Below are 16,479 nucleotides of genomic sequence, written 5' to 3'. Positions count from 1 at the left end.
GGCGGGGACTGCTATGACCGGGCCTACTCGGGTGGGGCCTGTGGTGCGGCGCAGCCTTTGAGGTGGTCGACGAACTGGCGCACCTTGGCGAGCTCTCCCAGGTGCTCGGGATAGACCAGGTAGTAGGCGTTGGGACCGCGCAACAGGGTGGGCCAGGCGGGGACCAGGGCGCCGGCTTCTAGTTCATGGTCGATCATGAAGCGTGGAATCAGGGCAAGGCCGCCGCCGGCCATGACCGTGCGAATCAGCGTCTGAAAGGTTTCGAAGCGGATACCGTGGTAGCTGCGATCGGTGCGAATGCCCTGTTCATCGAACCAGCGGTGCCACGCGTCGGGGCGGGTCGACAGGTGCAGCAGCCGGCAGTTGGCCAGATCGGCGGGGCTGTCGATGCGCTGGCGCGCCAGATAGCCGGGTGCGCCGACCGCCATGACTTCTTCCTCGAACAGCTTGTGACACTCGAGGTTGGGCCAGCTGCCGTGGCCGTGGAAGATCGCTACGTCGATGCCTTCGTTTTCCAGATCGAAGGTCTCCACGCGGTCGGACAGGTGCAGGGTGATACCGGGGTAAGCCTCGAAGAAGGCCGGTAGCTGCAACGACAGCCAGCGCGTGCCGAAGGTGGGAAGCGTGGCCACCTTGAGCACGTCACCGTGGCCGCTGTAGGTCATGATGGCGTTGGCCGACATCTCGAGGTGGGCCAGGATCTTGCGCACCTCGGTCAGGTACAGCGAGCCTTCCGGCGTCAGCACCAGGGTGCGCCTGAGTCGACGGAAGAGCTTGTGCTGCAGGTAGTCCTCGAGCTGGGCCACCTGCTTGCTGATGGCGCTCTGGGTGATGCTCAGCTCATCCGCCGCCCGGGTGAAACTCAGGTGCCGGGCGGCGGCTTCGAAACACTGAAGCGTGGTGGTCGAGGGGAGATGACGGGCCTTCATCGAACGCTGACTCCAGCGTAAAAAACCGCCATTCTACCCCAACCGAGGGACTACCGCTGTTGCCGGTACGTTTTTCGAAACGACCTCCTGCTGAGGTGCTCATTTAAGTTCCCGGCGGCCACTGGGCTACCGGGAACAGGGCCGCCGAAAACAGGGCTACCGGGACCAAGGTCGCCGGGAACTGGCGCTTATCGACATCGTCGCCGTCAGCGCTGGGCCGACGTTGCCGTATCCAGCGGCGCCTCGGGGCGGCGTGACTGCCACAATGCCACCAGCGCCAGGGCCACCAGCCCCAGGCTGCTGGTGATGGGGGCCGGGGCCACCATGGCCAGGCCCGCTGCCAGCAGCACCGCCCGCTCCCACATCAGGGCATCGCGCACGAAGTGGCCGATCAAAGCGGCGCTTACGCCGACCAGGCCCACCAGCAGGAAGCCGACATCGCGTACCAGGCCAAGCGGTGTGGCGTCGATCATCACCAGCGCCGGGTTGTAGATCAGCGCGTAGGGGATGATGAAGGCGCCGATGGCCAGTTTCAGCGCCGTCACTCCGGTCTTCATCGGATTGGCCCCGGCAATCCCTGCGCCGGCGTAGGCCGCCAGGCAGACCGGTGGCGTGATGTCGGCCACGATCCCGAAGTAGAACACGAACAGGTGCACCGCCATGGGCGCCAGGCCGAACTCGTTGATCAGCGCCGGCGCGGCGATGGTCGCGGTGACGACGTAATTGGCGGTGGTCGGCAGGCCCATGCCCAGCACGATGCAGGCCAGCATGGTGAAGATCAGGGCGAGGATCAGGGTGCCGTCGGCCAGGCTGATGATGCCAGCGGCGAACTTGGCGCCCAGCCCGGTCATGCCCACCACCCCGGCGATGATGCCGGCGGTGGCCACCGCGGCGATCACCGGCAGCGCGACCCTGGCGCCCTTGTCCAGCAGGCGTACCAGGTCGGCAAGCGACGGTCGGGTCTCCTTGCGCAGCAGGCTGACCGCCAGTGCTGCGGCGATGCCCAGCAGGGCGGCACGCTGGGCGGTGAAGCCGACGCTGACGGTGGTCACGATCACCGCCAGCGGAAGCAGCATGTACCCCTGACGCATCAACAGCTTGCGCTTGCTGGGAAGCTGGTCCTTGGGGATGCCCAGGATACGGCTGCGCTTGGCCTCGAAGTGCACGCCGATAAAGATACCGGTGAAGTACATCAGCGCCGGTATCAGTGCGGCGTACATGATCTCGCGATAGGACACGCCGACGTACTCGACCATGATGAAGGCGGCCGCGCCCATCAATGGCGGCATGATCTGCCCACCAGTGGAGGCCGACGCCTCGGTGGCGGCGGCGACCTCGGGACGGAAGCGGGCATTCTTCATCATCGGAATGGTGAAAGAGCCCGAGGCCACGGTATTGCCGACCGAGCTGCCCGAGATCATGCCCTGCAGCGAGCTTGCGATCACCGCCGCCTTGGCGGTCCCGCCGGTGAAGCGACCGGTGGCGGCGAAGGCGAGGTCATTGAAGAAGCGGCCGACCCCGGTCTGGATCAGTACCACGCCGAAGAACAGAAACAGGAAGATGAACTTCGCCGAGATCTGCAGGGGCGTGCCGAACACGCCGCTTTCGCGGAACCACAGATAGGGAGCGACCTGCTCGAGCGAGAACCCGGGGTGGGACAGCAGCGCCGTCGGAATATGGTTGCCCAGCAGGGCATAGGCCAGCGCCAGCAGGGCCACGATCACGATGGGCAAGCCGACGGTGCGACGCGTCGCTTCCAGCACGAACAGCACACCGGCGCCGGCCACGATCAGGTCCAGGGTGGAATAGCCGGTGATGCGGGCGCGCAGCACCTCGTCGTAGAACAGGATCTTGTAGTAGGCGCCAAAGGTGGCGGTGAAGGCCAGTACCACGTCGTACCAGGGCACCGCTCGGCGGGCGCGCTCGCCGCGACAGGCGGGGAATAGCAGGAAGATCATCCCGAGCGCGAGGCCCAGGTGTACCGCCCCTTGCTGTTGCGATGGCAGGGTACCGAAGTAGCCGGTATAGAGGTGAAAGGATGTCAGCGCGATGCCGAGCAGCGACACCGCCCAGCCCCAGCGGCCCAGGTGAGCGCGAACGCTGGACTCCCGGTCGTACTTCTCGAGCAATTGCCGAGGGGCATCGGCCGTTGTTTTTTCGACCATGGCGTGAATCTCCCGATGATCGCCAGGCGCCGACACGCCGGCGCCTGACGATGACATGGTTTACTTGGCGAGGTCGTCGAGGCTGGTGATACCGCTGTCTTCGCGGGTCACGATCTGGATGACTTCCGGATAGATGTGGCCGATAAAGGCGACGTTGGCGATGGCGTTGTCGTCGAACTCACCGTTGCCGGATACCGCGTCCTTGGCCGGTGCATGCACGGTCATGCCCAGGTCCATGCGGTCGTCACGTATGCTGACGAGGTTCTCGATGGAGGCGCCGGTTTCGATGTTGGTGAAGTTGGCCCCGTCGAGATAGTTGTTCCAGATGGTGGCCATCTCGCCACCCAGCGGGTAGTAGGTGCCGCCCTGGCTGCCGGTACCGAGGATGTACTCGCTCTTGTCGCCCTGGATCTCGAGCTGAGCCACCGGGTTGCTCACCTCCAGTCCCTGCTCTTCGTAGTAGCGTTTGGCACCCGGATGGATCGGGATGCCAGCGGAGCCGTTCAGTGCGTTCTCCAGGGTCATGAAGGCGGACTGGGCGTGGGTGTTTTCTTCGGCCTTCTCGTGCATCAGGCGAGCCAGTTCATAGCCAAGCTCCTCGTCGATGCTGTGGGTGTTGCCCACCAGCACGGCGTAGGCGGTCACCGTGGTCACGTCCTGGTCAAGAAACTCGTAGCTGTCCTGGGGGATGACGAAGCGACGGTACTCGCTATTGGCTTCGATATAGTCCACCGCGTCGTCGCTCAGGCCGATCATGCGAACGTCACCGGCGGCTGCCTGAAGGTTCTCGATGCTTCCGGACGGCAAGCCGAGGATGCCGATCGACAGGTCAATATTGCCGTCCTGGACACCGTCGAGCGCCGCGCCGAAACCTTCCTGATAGGCGCTGTAGTCATCTTCCTTCACCCCGTGGGCGTCGAGCAGCAGCTTGGACACCAGTTGGGTGGTGCTGGCGGGCGGGCCGATCGCCACGTTCGGGGTAGAGGAGGCTCCGTCGCTGCAGGCGCTGAGAAGAGTGGATGCGGCGATGGCGATCGCGGCCGGCTTCAGGGGATGAGTCATGTGACGTTCCTGTCGTTTTAGGGGATGTCGTGGCTCTCTGGCCATGTTTTTTTGGCTATTGTTGCTGGCGCATGCAGAGCGGCGGGCATTGTTACCACGTGCCTTTGTTACCCACAAAAGAAATCTAATACTCGATCTATTCCTTTTGCTCATTTACGTGCCGATGCCGCAGTTTTTCGGGAGGATATCGACGCGCCTGGTATTCGTTTCTGGAATGCATAAGACGCTTTTTTTCGTTTGAAGAGCTCCAGTGCCACTGGTTACATCGTCGTCCTGAATTCCTCGACGATTCGACAGGTACCGGACATGGACTTTCCTCACGTCAGCGCCTCGCTGGGCATCGTTCACCCCTTGTGTGTGGAGCATGGGCGCAACGCCGAGCTATGGGACGAGGACGGTCGACACTACGTCGACTTTATCGGCGGCATCGGCGTGCTCAATTTGGGCCATGGACATCCGGCGGTAGTGGATGCGGTGAAAGCCCAGGTGGATCGGCTGATGCATTCCGCCTTCAACGCCTTGCCCCACCGCGGCTACCTGGAGGTGGCCCAGGCGCTCGATTCCTTCGTGCCAGTGTCCTACCCGCTGTCGTGCATGCTGACCAACTGCGGTGCCGAGGCGACCGAGAATGCCCTCAAGGTGGCGCGAGCGGCGACCGGTCGTCAGGCGGTCATCGCCTTCGATGACGGTTTTCACGGCCGCACCCTCGCGGCGCTCAACCTCAACGGCAAGGTCAAGCCCTACAAGTCCGGACTAGGCAGTCTGCCGGGGCCGGTGTATCACTTGCCGTTCCCGAGCCGGGACAACGATGTCAGCACCGAGCAGGCCATACACGCCCTCGACCGTCTGCTCGAGGTCGAGCTGCCCGCTGACGAGATCGCCGCGATCATCGTCGAGCCGGTGCAGGGCGAGGGCGGCTTCCGCCTGCTCGATGCGACCTTCGCCGCGCACCTTCGCGAATTCTGCGACCGCCACGGCATGGCGCTGATCTTCGATGAGATCCAGTCCGGATTCGGGCGTACCGGTAGGCGTTTTGCGTTCACCCATTTGGGCGTCGAGCCTGACCTGCTGTTGATGGGCAAGAGCATGGCGGCGGGGCTGCCGCTGGCGGCGGTGGCCGGCAAGTCCCGATTCATGGATGCCCTGCCCAAGGGGGGGCTCGGCGGGACCTACTCCGGTAACCCGGTGGCCTGTGCGGCGGCTCGTACGGTGATGGAGGTGATGAGCGAGGCGCGCTTGGCGGGCTGGAGCGAGGCCCAGGAGTCACTGATCGTGGCGACCCACGCCCGCCTGAAGGAGCGCTTTCCGATGGTGGGGGCCTTGACCGGGGTAGGTGCCATGCGCGGCATCGTGTTCAACGATACCGCGGGGGCCAGCGGCGCCGAGCACCTGGCCGCGTTGCTGGCCGCCGGACGCGAGGCGGGGGTGCTGTTGATGCCGAGTGGGCGTCGCCGCAACGTGCTGCGCCTGCTGGCCCCGCTGACCGCAGAGCCTGAGGTGTTGAGAGAAGGTATGGCGCGGCTGGAGCGCGCGTTGGCGACGCTCACGCCATGATTGCCCGGATCGCCCTCCGTGATGACGCCCGCCACGACTCCCGCCACCACGCCTGGAATGATGCGGGGATGGACGTGGCCACGAGCTATCGGCGTTTTCTCGAAGCCCTGGTGGACCAGGGCTTCGAAGGGGAGGTCGCCCCTGACTACGCCAATCGCACGGTGCTGGCCACCGACAATTCGATCTACCAGCGCCTGCCCCAGGCGGTGCTCTATCCTCGCGGGACCGAGGATCTGGTGCGTATCGCCGAGCTGGCGGGGCGCGAAGCGTTCCGCCAGGTGGTGCTGGCGCCCCGGGGAGGAGGCACCGGCACCAACGGGCAATCCCTGACCGATGGTCTGGTCGTGGATGTGTCGCGGCACATGAACGCCATCCTCGAGATCGACGTGGCACGCCGCCGGGTGCGCGTCCAGGCCGGGGTGGTCAAGGATCAGCTCAACGCCGCGCTCAAGCCCTACGGACTGTTCTTTGCCCCTGAGCTGTCCACCTCCAACCGCGCCACCCTCGGGGGCATGATCGCCACCGATGCCAGCGGCCAGGGCAGCTGCGAGTACGGCAAGACCCGCGATCATGTGCTGGAACTCGAGAGCGTTCTGCTGGGCGGCGAGCGCCTGGTCAGCCGGCCAGTGGACGAGTTCGAGCTGGCGGCGCTGTGCGCTCGCAAGGACGGTGTGGGCCGCGTGCACCGCGTCGTCCGCGACATTCTCGAGTGCGAAGGTGAGCGTATCGACGAGACCTTTCCGCCGCTCAATCGCTGCCTCACCGGTTACGATCTTGCCCATCTGACCACGGCGGATGGCCGCTTCGACCTCAACAGCGTGCTGTGCGGCGCCGAGGGTTCGCTGGCCATCACCAGCGAGGCGGTGCTCCGGGTGCTGCCGATCCCGGCCCACTCGACCCTGGTCAATGTTCGCTACGCCGGTTTCATGGAGGCGCTGGGTGACGCTCGGGCGTTGATGACCAGCGACGCTGCTCCCACCTCCATCGAAACGGTGGACGAGCGGGTGCTGGAGCTGGCCCGTGGTGACTATGTCTGGGACTCGGTCAGCGAGTTCTTCCCCGATACCGGCGATATCCGGACCCAGGGCATCAACCTGGTCGAGTTCAACGATGATGATCTGGCGCGGCTGGGACGCCGGGTCGAGGCCTTTTGCCGGTACCTGGACGAAGACTCGAGTGTCAGGCGTCTGGGCCACACCCTGGCCCAGGGACGCGAGGCGATTACCCGGGTTTATGCCATGCGCAAGCGCGCGGTGGGGTTGCTGGGCAATGTGGCCGGCGAGAAGCGTCCGCTGCCCTTTGTCGAGGACACCGCCGTGCCACCCGAGCACCTGGCGGACTACATCGCGGAATTTCGCGCCTTGCTCGACGCCAGGGGGCTTGAGTACGGGATGTTTGGGCACGTCGATGCCGGGGTCCTGCACGTGCGTCCGGCTCTGGACATGAAGGACCCCGCCCAGGTGGCGTTGATTCGCGAGATCACCGATGAGGTCGCCGAGCTGACGCACAAGTACGGCGGGCTGTTGTGGGGCGAGCATGGCAAGGGCATTCGCTCGGAATATGCCCCGGCCTTCTTCGGGCCGCTCTACCCCAGCCTGCAACGGCTCAAGGGCGCCTTCGACCCCTGCAATCAGCTCAACCCAGGCAAGATCGCGACACCGCTCACTGATCCCCCCACCGATCCACTCGACGACGCCAACCAGACGACGGGCCGTGAGAGCGACCCGGGGCTGCTCGCGGTGGATGGGGTGGCGTTGCGTGGTCAGTTCGATCGCCAGATCGACGAGCGGGTGTGGCAGGCCTACGGCGAGGCGGTGTACTGCAACGGCAACGGCGCCTGCTACAACTATCATCCCGACGACGCCATGTGCCCTTCGTGGAAGGCGACGCGGCAGCGCATCCACTCACCCAAGGGGCGTGCCAGCCTGATGCGTGAATGGCTACGCCAGCAGCAACTGGCGGGTGTCGATGTGCTGGACGTGTCCCGACGGCTGCGCAAGCGCAGCGCCTGGGCGGCGCTCAAGGCCTTCCCCGCAAGGCTGGGGCGAAGCCTGTGGCGCCGTCGCGGCGAGCGAGACTTCTCGCATCAGGTGCATGAGGCCATGGCCGGCTGTCTGTCGTGCAAGTCCTGCGCCGGCCAGTGTCCGATCAAGGTCGATGTACCGAGCTTCCGGGCGCGTTTTCTCGAGCTCTATCACAGCCGTTACCTGCGCGCGCCGCGGGACTACCTGGTCGGCGGGCTGGAAGTCATGCTGCCGACACTTTCGCGGTTTGCGCCGCTGTACAACGCCACGCTGCGAATACCAGGAGTTTCGCGCCTGATGGCCAGTGTGTTCGGTGTGGTCGACAGTCCGCGGCTGTCGTCAGAGCGCCTTGATGGTTGGCTCTATCGCCATGGGGTCGAGCGGGCCACGCCAGAGGCGCTCAAGCGCCTGGACGAGGCGGAAAAGGCGCGCAGCGTGGTGCTGGTACAGGACGCCTTCACCAGCTACTTCGAATCCCGTCTGGTGATGGATACCGTCGAGTTGTTGGAAGGGCTCGGAGTGAGGGTGTTCGTGGCCCCCCATGGCCCCAACGGCAAGCCGCTGCATGTCCAGGGTTTTCTCGGAGCCTTCGAACGCACCGCCGCACGGCAGGCCGAGCGCCTGCGGGCGCTGGCCGAGGCCGGGGTGGCGCTGGTCGGCATCGACCCGGCCATGACGCTGACCTATCGCCAGGAGTACGTGAAGGCACTGGGCGCCGCTGCGGTGCCCCAGGTGCAACTGCTGGGCTCCTGGCTGGCGCAGTGGCTGACGAGCAGGCCGCGAGCGGCGCAACAAGCCGCACGGTCGTCGGTCGTCAAGGACCCGGACTATCGGTTGCTGCTTCACTGCACCGAGGCGACCCATGTGTCCGGGGCGGCCAAGGACTGGCAGCGTCTGTACGAAGCCTTTGGTCTGTCGCTCGAGGTGCTGCAAAGCGGCTGTTGCGGCATGGCAGGCACCTACGGCCATGAGGTGGAGCATCGCCAGACGTCTGCGCTTATCTATGCGCAATCTTGGCAGCCCCGAGTCGAGGATCCGGATCTTCAGGGACGCCTGTTGGCCAGCGGCTATTCCTGTCGCTGCCAGGCTCGGCGGTTTTCTGGCGCCCACTTGCCACATCCGCTTCAGGGGCTACTCGCGTGCTTGAGGCATCGACCCAAGACTGAGTGAGAGTTGCGCCCGTCGTGCGCCCGTAGAGCGATGTCTCTCCATTCTTCTGAACCTTGGCTGAACCTTGGCTTAACCATAGCTGGTCCGGCAGCGCGATAGCCCGTGAGCGCTAGCCGGCCAGGTGCTTGGCGGGCCATTGCCAGTGCACCGTTCGGGCACATCTACGCAGCGATCGACACTGGTTCGGGCATGGTGGTCCGGTAAAACTCACCGTCGTGATAGCTCGTAAAATACAAGAAGGGTGGGAGGAATCTTCTTTCCATATCGCTTCTTTTTTCGACGCTTTATCGCAGCAGCTTTGCCTGAAAAGTCGGTGAAGCAATGATGGGGTCGGAAAGCGTAGAAACTGGGCTAGGCTGTTGTCTTTTCTTGTGCGGAAGTTCACAGGTGAGGATGTTCTATGCCACTTTTTACGATCTCCGGGCTTGATTCGTCGGCCTCTGCCGAGCTCGCCGTCACCTCGCATGCGCTGGCGACCTACTCGCAGACAGACCGTGCGCTCGGGCTTCCCCTTGGACAGATGCTGGTGACCCTGGACAGCATCGCAGGATCGGGGACCTTTTCAGCCAATCAGGTCACCAGTGGCCTGCCGGGTGGTTGGCGAGAAGTCTCGGCCAGCGAACTGGGGTTGCCATCCTCTCTGGTGGACGTCGATGGCTACATCACGCTTCGGAGCCCCTTGCTCGGCAATGTCTCCCGTGGCCCCCAGCTCAAGGTCCTGGCCGAGCAAGACGCCCTGGGCAACATCAGCCGCGTCAGCGTGGCCTATGCCGGTACCAATGCCCCGGTAGATATCGCCGACTACTCCTTTCTGAATTCCGGTAAGGAGATCGCGAAGACCATGGCGCCCGTGCTGTCCGGGGTGGCGTCGTTCATGGACCAGCATGGACTTGAGGGTGATGACGCCATCATTACCGGCTACAGCCTGGGTGGGGCGCTGGCCAATATCCAGGCGCGCTTCTCGGATCAGTTGGCGGGTGGGTTCTTCGCTGACAGTCACTATCTTGGCCATGCGTCACCGCTGATCTTCGAAGCCGACAATGTGCTCAATATCGGTTTCGAGAACGACGTCATCCATCGTTTCGTCGGTGACCACGAGGATCTGAAGTCGGCGCTCGAGGGCTTCGATGGCTTTCTGGAGAACAGCGATGAGAACTACTCAAGCTCCGTGGACAATCTGGTGCTGTTCGATGCTGTCTACAGCAAGTCGCCCTGGCTGTTGGCCAGCGACAGCGGCCTGAATCCCTTCGCCTGGGGCGCGCATCTTGGTGGCATCACGTCGGACGCGGTCGCGCGCATTGTCTCCTCATCGTTTTATGAGCTGATGGGTCAGGACAGCGTAGTGGTGGTGTCCTCGCTTGGTGCCGCTGGGCGCGCGATATACTGGGTGGGCGATATCGACTCGCCGACATCCAATCACGCGGGCGAGCCGGCCTTTATTGTCGGCAGTGTCTTTGACGACCTGCTGCGTGACGGCGCGTCCGATGATTACATCGAAGGCTTTGCCGGAGACGACCAGATCCGGGTCTCGACCGGCACCAATCAGGTCGAAGGGGGGCAGGGCACCGACACCCTGTTATTCGAGGGAGAGGCGGACGACTACGAGGTCTACCGGCTGGATGATGGGCGGATTGGCGTGTCCGGCCATGATTCCCTGACCCTGGCGAGCGGCATCGAGCGCATCGAGTTCGAGTACGGCGGCGGCTTTCGCGGTGCCGGTCCCGGCCTACGCTACGTTATCGAAGACGATCGTCTGGAAGACGAGTTTCGATTCGATTGGTTCGATCGCGATATTGCCTTCGTCGATGCAGCTCGGGACGGCCAAGGCGCCGAGTGGTCGAGGGAAGAGGTCGCGCTTGCCGATGCCGGCGATAGCGTCTTCTCGGCCGCGGCCCGTGATGACGCCCTTCACCTTGGTGACCTGTTCGATGACGAGGCTTCCTTCAGCGCTGAATCATCTCGGGACTCGGGCGATGGTATCTTCGGCTGGCATGGTGGCGCCATGGCGCTGGCCGGACTCGAGGCTGCCGCCTCCTTTGTCGGATCGGCAGTGAGTGGGTATGTGGAACTGCCGGAGGCATGGCAGGCGATTTAAGATCTGCAACAGGGCGCGGCTGGGGCCTGAAAGCGATTCCTCTGACCGTCCGCGTCCGTTTTCAGGCCATGAAGACACATCGGCCTGCTCAACAGCCCCCACGGCAAGCCCCTTGCGGTAGTTGTCCGCCCCCTGCACGCCGATGGCCAGGCAACGGCGCTCGAACACCATCCCCAACCCGTGCACGCCCAATACCGCCCGGTCCCCCGGGCGTCGTTGTTTGTGGCTTCAACTTTAGATGCAACGCCAGGACATGTTCACCAGCGGGAGATGTCGTCGTGATGTCGATCGGCTGGGCACACCATCGTGATGCTGGCGCGCCTCGGGCGGTGAGTACCGTATCGGCTTCTCACTTAGTGGGTTTTGATATTTTCAAAACTTATATCTGGGTTGCGAATAACTGAATTGTACTGGTCTGTGGTCCCCATATTCTGAGGCATAACCAAGAAGGAGCCCCGCCAAGGGTCGATTCCCCTCGGTGCAGATTAAACAAATTTTATAAAGGGCCGATCCCCATGACCGCTATCGCTTCCCATCTCGTCGCTGGCCAGATCGGTGAACGTGCCTCTCCGGGCCATCAGCACGCCTGCCACCGTGCCTCCGGTGTGGCCAGTCGCCAGCTGACGCTGGCGCTCGATACAACAACACAGGAGACAAGTTGATGGCCAACACACCACTGGACGAACCAAAGAAAGGGCCTCTGGACGGCGTGACGGTACTGGACTTCTCGCGGGTGCTTGCAGGGCCCTACTGCACCATGGTCCTGGCGGACCTTGGCGCCCGCGTCATCAAGGTCGAGAAGATCGGCACCGGTGACGATACACGAGAGTTCGGCCCCTTTGTCGAAAACGAAAGTGCCTACTTCAGTTGCTTCAATAGAAACAAGGAAAGCATCGTACTGGACATCAAGTCGCCGCGTGATCGCGAGTTGCTGGAGCGCCTGCTGGACGAGGCCGATGTGCTGGTGGAGAACTTCAGACCCGGGGTCATGGAGCGTCTTGGCTATGGTCCGGAGCGCCTCGCCCAGACCCATCCTCACCTGATCTATTCCTCGATTTCAGGCTTCGGTCACACCGGCCCATTCAGCGAGTTGCCAGGCTACGACATGGTGGTGCAGGCCATGGGCGGCGTGATGAGTCTGACCGGTTGGCCGGACGGTGAACCGGCCCGAGTCGGTACCAGCTTTGGCGACCTGAGCGCGGCCCTGTTTGCGGCGGTGGGCATCATTGCTTCGCTGTACAGCCGAACCAAGGACGCCCAGGGGACCCGTGTCGATATCGGCATGCTGGACTGCCAGGCGGCGATGATGGAAACGGCGCTGGCACGCTACGACATCGAAGGCGTCGTGCCGAATAGAACCGGTGATTGCCACCCGTCGCTGGCGCCCTTCGAAAGCTTCAAGGCCGAGGATGGCAAGCTGGTCATCGCCGCCGGCAACGACACCCTGTTTCTGCTGATGGCCGATGCCATCGGCGCCTCGCGACTGGCCTTCGATCCCCGGTTCATCACCAATGATCTTCGCTGCCAGAATCGCCCGGCGCTGGTGGAGGAGATGGAACGCATCCTGACGACCAGGCCCGTGCAGCACTGGGTCGACCTGCTCAACGAGGAAGGCGTTCCCTGCTCGCCGATCAACACCATCGACAAACTGCTCGATCATCCCCAGTTGAAGGCGAGAAACATGATCGTCCAGGTCCAGGGAAGCGCCGGGAAGCCCTTCAGGACGGCGGGCAACCCGATAAAGATGACCGGCAGGGTGGACCTTGGCAGCGGCACACCGCTGGTGGCGCCAGGCCTGGGTCAACATCGACAGGCCATTCTCGATGAGTTGATGGCGCGTCACGGTTCCTATTGCCTGCCTTCCACGCCAGGGCAAGCCGGCAAGGCGCGGTCGGCCAAGGCCGGCGCGACATCTTCGGGGCAACGTCAAGGAGCCCAGAGCGATCAAGCAGCGATGGCCAGGCAAGACTCGTGCAAGGCGAGTGGCAGCGCCGCCACCCGGATAAAGGGTGGCCAGTCGGCCTCCGACAAACAGGGTCAAGCACCCGCTCGAGATCTGGGCAAGCGGGTCGGAAAACCCTAGTCGTCAGACGCGTTTTTTCATCAGATGTACGCCGCTTGGCGATATCGGGTCGTGAATATCCGGTGTGGCGCGGCGCTGTCAGGTCGCATCACGACCAGGCGAGGTGGCGGCCGCAGTTGGGAGCGTATCAAACTGATACGCAGCTGGTTTACGGGTAACGTCAGGAGACAAGAGATGAACAAGAAGGTCGAAGAACAAACACAGAATGTCGCCTCGGAGGCGTCGCTTGAGGCAGGTAACGGTGAGCCAGAGATGATCGTGGTGGAACGCCGCGAACGGGTCGGGCTGATCATCCTGAATCGCCCGAAAAGCTTGAACGCACTCAATCGCCAACTGGCGGAAGAAACGCTCGCGGTAATGCGCGAGCTGGACGCCGACCCCGGCATCGGTGCCATCGTGATTACCGGCAACCCGAGAGCCTTTGCGGCCGGCGCCGATATCGAGGAGATGGCCGAGAAGTCGTTCACCGATTTCTACATGGATGACTTCCTGGCCCCCTGGGACGAGGTGCGCCAGATTTCCAAGCCCATCATCGCTGCGGTGGCCGGCTTTGCGCTGGGCGGCGGCTGCGAGCTGGCCCTGCTGTGCGACATGATCATCGCCTCAGACGATGCCCAGTTCGGGCAACCCGAGATCAAGCTGGGGATCCTGCCCGGCATCGGCGGCTCCCAGCGTCTGGCACGTTCGGTCGGCAAGGCGATGGCGATGGACCTGGTGCTGACCGGTCGCAACATCGGCGCCCAGGAGGCCAAGGAGATCGGGCTGGTGGCGCGAGTCGTGCCGAAGGATGAGCTGATGCAGAATGCCCTCGAGGCGGCGCACACCATCGCAGGCTACAACGCGCCAGCCGTCAAGATGGCCAAGCGAGCGGTCAACGCGGCCTTCGAGACCCCGTTGGCGGAAGGCCTGCGCCAGGAGCGTCTGCTGTTCCAGGCGGCCTTTGCCACCGAGGGGCAGAAGGAAGGCATGAATGCCTTCGTCAAGAAGCGTGCGCCGGTCTTCCGCCATCGCTAGACGTCGGCCGAGCTCGCGACGAAAGACAACCAACAGCGTCGAATACAGAGCGTCAATCATTGACCGGGACAGGAGGGGTGGATGCCGTTTGTGACGATCAATCTAGTGAAAGGGAAGTCGAGAGACTACGTCAGGGCCGTGGCGGATCAGGTCAACGCCGCCGTCATCGATACCATGGGCTTCCCCGACGACGATCGCTACCAGGTGATCAATGAGTGCGAGCCGGAGAACCTGCAGTTGCAACGGCGTGATTCTGATCGCGTCATGATGCACCTGGTGATGCGAAGTGGCCGTCCGGACGCCGACAAGAAGGCCTTCTACGCCAGGGTCGTCGAGTCACTTGCCGAAAACCCCGGCATCCCCCCGCATAACGTCATGATCACCATCACCGAGAACCAGGACATCGACTGGTCATTCAGGGATGGTGTGGCGCAGTTCTGTGAAACCTGAAGACGGACGCGCCGAGACGACCATGGCCCGCGAATAGCGGGCCATTTTTTTAGGCGTAGAAAGCCAAGACGTGATGGCGGCGAAGGGGCGAGCCGCCCGGCATCGAGGTTGCCTGGCGAACAGGATGCGGGAGCCGAGGCTCTCAGTTTATGGGGCAGGCCTTGCCTTGGCCTGCCTGAGAATCGGGACAGAGGATTCACTGGTTATCGGGCGGTACGGCCTCGTTGAGCTGCTGGTGTCTTTGCCAGCGTTCGTGGGCCTCCTGTGAGTAGGTGCGCGAGGGGGTGCGTTCCATGCCTGCGCCAGCGGTACCCATACTGACCAGGCGCAGCAATGACGCCGTGGCCAGGATGACGATCAGCAGTGCCGGGAAGCCGCCCAGGTTGGACAGCATCTTGATGCCATCAACGCCGACGAAGCTGGTCATGATCCAGGCGACCGCACCGATGGTGCAGCCCCACAGGATCTTCAGCGGAAGACGGTAGCTGGCATTGTCATCGTTGCCATCGCCGGCGAGGGCGGCCTGGCTGTCGTTGCTGCATAGCTGGCTGATGGCCTTGGTGTTGGAATCTGCGGCGGTGACGTAGGAGAGAAAGGCAATTGTCAGAAAGGCGATGGCGCTGAGCCCACCCAGCGGCAGCTCGTCGAGGAGCGCGTAGACCATGGCCCCGGGACCGCTTTCCTGAAGCAGGGCATGCATGCTGCCGCCCGAGCTCAGATCCATGTGCAGGATGCTGCCGCTGGTGACAGAAACATAGGCAATGGCGAACAGTGCGGGGGCGACCAGGTTGATCAGCATGAATTGGCGCACCGTGTAGCCTCGCGAAATGCGACCGAGGAACAGCGCCGTGATGGGCGCCCACGCCATCCAGTTGGCCCAGTAGAAGATGCTCCAGTCCTTTGGCCAGGGGTCATCGGCCAGGGCGCCGGTAAACAGACTCTTTTCGATGAACTGGCCGAGATAGGCACCGCTGGACTCCACCCCGTAACCGAGGATGTCACGCGTCGGCCCGAACAGAAAGATGAAGGCCATGAAGGCGAAGAAGGCTCGAGCGTTGAGGGCTGACAGCATTGCGATACCGCGTTGCAGACCGCTGGCGGCGGAGGCTGTGAACACCGCCACGATCGCCAGGGTCACGATGCCCAGTGCCAGCGGCCCGGTTCCCGTGCCGAGGAAACGGTCGACACCACCGGCCAGGGTCATGGCGCCGGTGCCGAGTGACGACGCCATGCCACAGACCAGTGCAAACAGCGCCAGCGCATCCAGCAGGCGCCCGGGGCGACCAATAAGGCGATCGCCCAGGATAGGGGTGAACAGGGAACCCAGCGAGAAGGGCTTGCCCATGTTGTAGTGGGCGATGGCGAACATCACTGCCGGAACGGTATAGATGGCATAGGGCGTGAACGACCAGTGCAGGAACATGGTCGACAGCGAGAAGCGGGTCGCATCCAGGCTATTGGCGGTGATATCCAGCGACGCCGGAGGGTTATGCAGATGATAGAGCGGCTCGGCCGTCGACCAGAACATGATGCCTACCGCCACCGTGGTGCACAGGGTGATCGAGAACCAGCGCCACGGCGAGAGGATGGGAAGGGCGTTTTCGCCGCCGATCCGGGTTCGTCCCAGAGGGGACAGGAAGACGATCAGGCAAGTCATCACCATCACCAGTGAGGTAAGGGAGAACAGCCAGCCGACGTTGTCGAGAATGGCGCTGTTGAGGCCGCCGGTGACGTCCAGAAAACGCTCTAGATCGAGCATGCTGGCGGCGAGCGACAGAATCAGCAGGATGAAGGGGGGCCAGAAGACCAGAGGTCGCATCCGATGGAACATAGCGACTCCTTTTATTGTGGAGGCGAGGGCGAAGCCCTGGCAGGACGCCACGGGGCGTCCTGCCAGAGTCAGTGGAGCGGGGAAGCCAGGCGTCGACGCAGG

Annotated in this window: 11 protein-coding genes; 7 read left to right on the top strand and 4 right to left on the bottom strand. The window is 63.4% G+C overall.

The window, feature by feature from the left end; genetic code table 11:
- Positions 1 to 23: 23 nt before the first annotated feature.
- The 3 genes from KUW00_RS11660 to KUW00_RS11650 form a co-directional block, all read right to left on the bottom strand.
- Positions 24 to 929 (bottom strand): LysR substrate-binding domain-containing protein, encoded by a 906-nt coding sequence (locus tag KUW00_RS11660; RefSeq protein WP_213228378.1) that lies wholly within the window; start codon positions 927 to 929, stop codon positions 24 to 26.
- Between the two features lie 206 nt (positions 930 to 1,135).
- Entirely contained in the window at positions 1,136 to 3,094 is a 1,959-nt protein-coding gene (locus KUW00_RS11655) for a TRAP transporter permease (protein ID WP_108131682.1), read from the bottom strand.
- 60 nt (positions 3,095 to 3,154) lie between these two features.
- On the bottom strand, positions 3,155 to 4,156 hold the full coding sequence (locus KUW00_RS11650) for a TAXI family TRAP transporter solute-binding subunit (RefSeq protein WP_222569142.1): 1,002 nt from the start codon (positions 4,154 to 4,156) through the stop codon (positions 3,155 to 3,157).
- A gap of 306 nt (positions 4,157 to 4,462) precedes the next feature.
- Here KUW00_RS11650 and KUW00_RS11645 point away from each other — a divergent pair, with 306 nt between their 5' ends.
- The 7 genes from KUW00_RS11645 to KUW00_RS11615 all read left to right on the top strand — a co-directional run bounded on the left by KUW00_RS11645 (position 4,463) and on the right by KUW00_RS11615 (position 14,546).
- The gene (locus KUW00_RS11645; protein ID WP_222569141.1) at positions 4,463 to 5,710 is read left to right on the top strand and encodes an aspartate aminotransferase family protein; all 1,248 of its coding nucleotides are present in this window, start codon (positions 4,463 to 4,465) and stop codon (positions 5,708 to 5,710) included.
- Positions 5,711 to 5,778: 68 nt separating this feature from the next.
- Entirely contained in the window at positions 5,779 to 8,904 is a 3,126-nt protein-coding gene (locus KUW00_RS11640) for an FAD-binding and (Fe-S)-binding domain-containing protein (protein ID WP_222569228.1), read from the top strand.
- A gap of 400 nt (positions 8,905 to 9,304) precedes the next feature.
- The gene (locus KUW00_RS11635) at positions 9,305 to 10,999 is read left to right on the top strand and encodes a hypothetical protein (RefSeq protein WP_222569140.1); all 1,695 of its coding nucleotides are present in this window, start codon (positions 9,305 to 9,307) and stop codon (positions 10,997 to 10,999) included.
- Positions 11,000 to 11,514: 515 nt separating this feature from the next.
- Positions 11,515 to 11,661 (top strand): hypothetical protein, encoded by a 147-nt coding sequence (locus KUW00_RS11630; protein WP_156088600.1) that lies wholly within the window; start codon positions 11,515 to 11,517, stop codon positions 11,659 to 11,661.
- Positions 11,661 to 13,082: a CaiB/BaiF CoA transferase family protein gene (locus KUW00_RS11625; RefSeq protein WP_249742824.1), complete on the top strand. Its 1,422-nt coding sequence runs from the start codon at positions 11,661 to 11,663 to the stop codon at positions 13,080 to 13,082. The genes KUW00_RS11630 and KUW00_RS11625 overlap by 1 nt, the downstream gene beginning before the upstream one ends.
- A 174-nt stretch (positions 13,083 to 13,256) precedes the next feature.
- A complete protein-coding gene (locus tag KUW00_RS11620) occupies positions 13,257 to 14,096 on the top strand; it encodes an enoyl-CoA hydratase-related protein (protein WP_409996288.1) in 840 nt (279 codons plus the stop codon).
- Positions 14,097 to 14,177: 81 nt separating this feature from the next.
- Complete coding sequence (locus KUW00_RS11615; protein WP_045990948.1) at positions 14,178 to 14,546, top strand: tautomerase family protein; 369 nt, start codon at positions 14,178 to 14,180, stop codon at positions 14,544 to 14,546.
- A gap of 196 nt (positions 14,547 to 14,742) precedes the next feature.
- Here the strand turns inward: KUW00_RS11615 and KUW00_RS11610 are convergent, their stop codons facing one another.
- Positions 14,743 to 16,377 (bottom strand): BCCT family transporter, encoded by a 1,635-nt coding sequence (locus tag KUW00_RS11610; RefSeq protein WP_222569139.1) that lies wholly within the window; start codon positions 16,375 to 16,377, stop codon positions 14,743 to 14,745.
- Positions 16,378 to 16,479: the final 102 nt, after the last annotated feature.

This window comes from Halomonas sp. DP5N14-9 (assembly GCF_019802175.1).
Taxonomy (GTDB): domain Bacteria; phylum Pseudomonadota; class Gammaproteobacteria; order Pseudomonadales; family Halomonadaceae; genus Halomonas; species Halomonas litopenaei.
The sequence above is the reverse complement of the archived record's forward strand: the minus strand, read 5'-3'. Positions and strand labels throughout refer to the sequence as shown.

What these genes read in the sequence shown, in the direction of transcription:
- KUW00_RS11630 (WP_156088600.1), top strand. Translation starts at nt 11,515, where the DNA reads ATGACCGCTATCGCTTCCCATCTCGTCGCTGGCCAGATCGGTGAACGT.
- KUW00_RS11635 (WP_222569140.1), top strand. Translation starts at nt 9,305, where the DNA reads ATGCCACTTTTTACGATCTCCGGGCTTGATTCGTCGGCCTCTGCCGAG.
- KUW00_RS11620 (WP_409996288.1), top strand. Translation starts at nt 13,257, where the DNA reads ATGAACAAGAAGGTCGAAGAACAAACACAGAATGTCGCCTCGGAGGCG.
- KUW00_RS11640 (WP_222569228.1), top strand. Translation starts at nt 5,779, where the DNA reads ATGGACGTGGCCACGAGCTATCGGCGTTTTCTCGAAGCCCTGGTGGAC.
- KUW00_RS11650 (WP_222569142.1), bottom strand. Translation starts at nt 4,156, where the DNA reads ATGACTCATCCCCTGAAGCCGGCCGCGATCGCCATCGCCGCATCCACT.
- KUW00_RS11645 (WP_222569141.1), top strand. Translation starts at nt 4,463, where the DNA reads ATGGACTTTCCTCACGTCAGCGCCTCGCTGGGCATCGTTCACCCCTTG.
- KUW00_RS11660 (WP_213228378.1), bottom strand. Translation starts at nt 929, where the DNA reads ATGAAGGCCCGTCATCTCCCCTCGACCACCACGCTTCAGTGTTTCGAA.
- KUW00_RS11625 (WP_249742824.1), top strand. Translation starts at nt 11,661, where the DNA reads ATGGCCAACACACCACTGGACGAACCAAAGAAAGGGCCTCTGGACGGC.
- KUW00_RS11610 (WP_222569139.1), bottom strand. Translation starts at nt 16,377, where the DNA reads ATGTTCCATCGGATGCGACCTCTGGTCTTCTGGCCCCCCTTCATCCTG.
- KUW00_RS11655 (WP_108131682.1), bottom strand. Translation starts at nt 3,094, where the DNA reads ATGGTCGAAAAAACAACGGCCGATGCCCCTCGGCAATTGCTCGAGAAG.
- KUW00_RS11615 (WP_045990948.1), top strand. Translation starts at nt 14,178, where the DNA reads ATGCCGTTTGTGACGATCAATCTAGTGAAAGGGAAGTCGAGAGACTAC.